Source organism: Actinoplanes sp. NPDC051633 (assembly GCF_040681735.1).
Taxonomy (GTDB): domain Bacteria; phylum Actinomycetota; class Actinomycetes; order Mycobacteriales; family Micromonosporaceae; genus Actinoplanes.
This window is the reverse complement of record NZ_JBFAZH010000944.1, coordinates 1-3,068: the sequence shown is the minus strand read 5'-3', so window position 1 is coordinate 3,068 and position 3,068 is coordinate 1. Positions and strand designations below refer to the sequence as shown.

Annotated in this window: 4 protein-coding genes; 1 reads left to right on the top strand and 3 read right to left on the bottom strand. The window is 71.0% G+C overall.

The window, feature by feature from the left end; genetic code table 11:
* Positions 1 to 569: helix-turn-helix domain-containing protein (locus AB0M20_RS34900; RefSeq protein WP_364304689.1), on the bottom strand; the 569-nt coding region annotated here is incomplete at its 3' end.
* 25 nt (positions 570 to 594) lie between these two features.
* Here AB0M20_RS34900 and AB0M20_RS34895 point away from each other — a divergent pair.
* A complete protein-coding gene (locus AB0M20_RS34895; RefSeq protein ID WP_364304687.1) occupies positions 595 to 1,833 on the top strand; it encodes an MFS transporter in 1,239 nt (412 codons plus the stop codon).
* A 23-nt stretch (positions 1,834 to 1,856) separates the two neighbouring features.
* Here AB0M20_RS34895 and AB0M20_RS34890 read toward each other — a convergent pair whose 3' ends face one another.
* Both AB0M20_RS34890 and AB0M20_RS34885 read right to left on the bottom strand, forming a co-directional pair.
* A complete protein-coding gene (locus tag AB0M20_RS34890; RefSeq protein WP_364304684.1) occupies positions 1,857 to 2,486 on the bottom strand; it encodes a M15 family metallopeptidase in 630 nt (209 codons plus the stop codon).
* 116 nt (positions 2,487 to 2,602) lie between these two features.
* Positions 2,603 to 3,068, bottom strand: a 466-nt coding sequence (locus AB0M20_RS34885) for a ThuA domain-containing protein (protein ID WP_364304682.1), incomplete at its 5' end; no start/stop codon positions are given.

The window sequence follows — 3,068 nt, the reverse complement described above, 5'->3', positions numbered from 1 at the left end:
TACGTGCTGGACTCGAGGGTGCAGCCGGGAGCGCCGGGGATGTCCGCCCAGTACGGCGGAAGGCCTTGCACCTCGGGCATGAACGCGCCGGGGAAGCAGTAGAGCACGGTCCAGGCGTCCGGCTCCGCGGGCGGCACCGGCACGCCGTCATGGCGTACCAGGGTCAGCTCCGGCAGCCGGCGTCCGACGAGGGCGTGCACCCGGCGGGCTTCCGCCGACCCGGCCGCCGCGGTGGCGGTGAGCGAGCCGTCGCCGAGCACGTACCGGTCGCCCCACTCCTGCAGCGCGATCAGCGCCGGCAGCAGCCCCTCGCCCTTGGCGGTGAGCAGGTAGTCGTAGCGCGGCGGGCGGTCCGTGTACCGCCGGCGGTACAGCACGCCGTGCTCGACGAGCGCGGCGAGACGCTCGGTGAGGGCGCGGCGGCTCATCCCCAGCCCGCGTTGCAGCCCGTCGAAGCGGGTCACGCCGCCGGCGATGTCGCGGACGAGCAGGAACGTCCACCAGTCGGACAGCACGCCGAGAGATTGTGCGATGCCGCAATCCGCATCGGCGAGGTCGACTCTTCTCACCCCCACCACTATAGTCAGTTCCACTATGAAACTTACTGCGTTCTGGCGTTGGTGGGTCGCCGGCACGACCAGTCACCTCGGCTCGGCGGTCGGCGGGGTGGCGCTGCCGCTGACCGCGCTGACCGTGCTGGACGCGTCAGCCTTCGAGATGGGCCTGATCACGGCGGCCGGCTATCTCGCGTACCTGCTGATCAGTTTGCCGTCGGGGGTGATCGTGCGGCGGCTGCCGCTGCGCGGCATGCAGGTCGCGCTGGATCTGATCCGCGCCCTCGCGATCGCCTCCGTCCCCCTGACCTGGTGGTTCGACGCCCTGACGGTGGCCCAGCTGATCGCTGTCGCCCTGGTCGTGAGCTTCGCCGACGTGCTGTTCGACGTGGCGAACCAGACCTTCCTGCCGGAGATCGTGCCCCCCGCGCAGCTGCAGGCGCGCAACAGCCTCAACTCGGGCACCCATGCCGCCACCCAGCTGGGCGGGCCGTCCCTGGGCGGCCTCGCGGTGCAGCTGGTGGGTGCCGTGCCGACGCTGTTCGTGGACGCGGTCAGCTACCTGGTCTCCGCCGTGCTGCTGCGCACGCTCCCGGCCCGGCGGGTGCAGCCACCGGCCGACCGGCCGTCGATGGTCACGATGATCCGCGAGGGCTGGCACTACGTGCTCCGGCACCCGATCATCGGGCCGGCCATGTGGGACGCCACCGTGACGAACTTCGTCTGCGGCGCGATGCTCGCGCTCTTCCCGTTCTACCTGGTACGCGAGCTGCACGCGTCGCCGGTGATGGTCGGGCTCCTGCTCGCCGCCGACGGCCTCGGCACCCTGATCGGCGCCGCGCTGACCACCCGGTTCACCGATCGGGTGGGCACCGCACGCGGGCTGATCGTCGCGGCCTTCGTCGGCGTGGCGGGCGCGCTCGTCATCCCGCTGGGTACGGGCGTCGCCGCATACCTCGCCTTCGCCGCCGGAAACCTGGTCTTCGCCGGCTCCACGGTGGTGCTCAGCGTGACCACCCGCACGTACCGGATGCTCGCCAGCCCGCCGGACCTGCTGTCGCGGGTGATCGCCACGGTGAAGTTCGTGTCCTGGGGCGCCATCCCGATCGGCGGCCTGCTGGCCGGCGCCCTGGCCGGACCGCTCGGCGCCCGTACCACCCTGCTGATCTTCGGGGCGCTCACCGTGCTGTCGCCGATCATCTACCTGTCGACCCCGATCCGCCGGATGCGCGACCTGCCGCTCGACGCCGCCCCGCAACCCGCCGGGGCCCGGGTGTGATCCGGTGTGATCCGGTGTGACCGTCAGAGAGGGACCTCGAAGTGCTGGTAGTCCTTGAGTGACTTCCAGTCCCCGCCCCACGTGAAGCCGTGCGTGGTGAACGCTTTCCAGACCCGGTCGCCGTGCTTGATCATGCTCGGGCTGACGATCGCGCGGTTCGTGTACGCCCGGCCGGCCGGCGGCAGCACGGTCCTGCCCTTGACGTACGGATTCTCCAAGGGGTTGACGTCGATCGCCCGGCCGTACGAGTGCACCGAGAAACCCCTCGTCGAGCCGGTGATCGGCCGGCAGTTGAAGGCCGAGGTGTTGTCCGCGGCCATCGACGCGTTGTCGTCGGCACGGAAGCGGTCCACGCGGTGCATCTTCCGGATCGGGAAGCGCACCGAGTACAGGGTGTGGAATACGGTCACCACCCTGCGCGCCACATCTTTGTGGACGATCAGCTCACCCCGGTGCCGGACCCGGTCGAATCCCCAGTGCGTCAGCTCCACCCGGCGCAGGTCCGAGATGCGCACCGGGCAGCCCCGACGCCAGGACACCCCGATCATCGCGTTCGCCGTGGCGGCGTCGATGATCCGGATCGACGCTCGGTAGCCGTCATCGGCGCGGACGGGCGCGGCGGTGCCGGATGCGGCGAGAACCGTACCGATCACCGCAGAGGCGGTGAAAATCAGGCGAGAGGTACGCATACGTCCAGGCTGTCATGCCTGACGCGGCACGTCAGGTCATCTCGGGCGTTCCCCCGTCGCGGGCACGCCGCCTGATCGGGTCAGTTCTCCCGGCCGCAGTGGAACGGCGCCACGCCCGCCGCCATCCGGATCCCGCCGAGGAGGTGGGCCAGCAGCAGCGGTTCGGAGTAGTACTCGGCCTTGTGTCCCATCGCGGTGTAGAACGCGCGGCCACCGTCGAACGGCTGGCACCAGGAGATCGGGTGGTGCCGGCCCATCCCGGGCGAGCCGCCGGGGACGCTGTAGCCCCGCGGGTCGTAGGTCCGCTCGTCGACCTCGGTGAGGACCCGCACCGTGTGCCGCGGGTTGGTGCGGAAGTTGTACCACTCCTCCTCCCGCTCCCAGCGGCGCGGCAGCGGCCGGGTGGCGGCGGTGTCGCGGCCGAGGACCTTCACCGTGGCGACCTGGAACTGGGGGTTGACCGCGCCCGGGTGGTCGCGGAAGTAGGCCCCGACCAGCCGGCCGCTGCCGCGCCGCTGGGAGCGGGAGGAGGAGTGGTACAACTTC

Bases quoted from the DNA above. Each gene is read 5' to 3' on its own strand.
- AB0M20_RS34895 (WP_364304687.1), top strand. From the start codon at position 595: ATGAAACTTACTGCGTTCTGGCGTTGGTGGGTCGCCGGCACGACCAGT.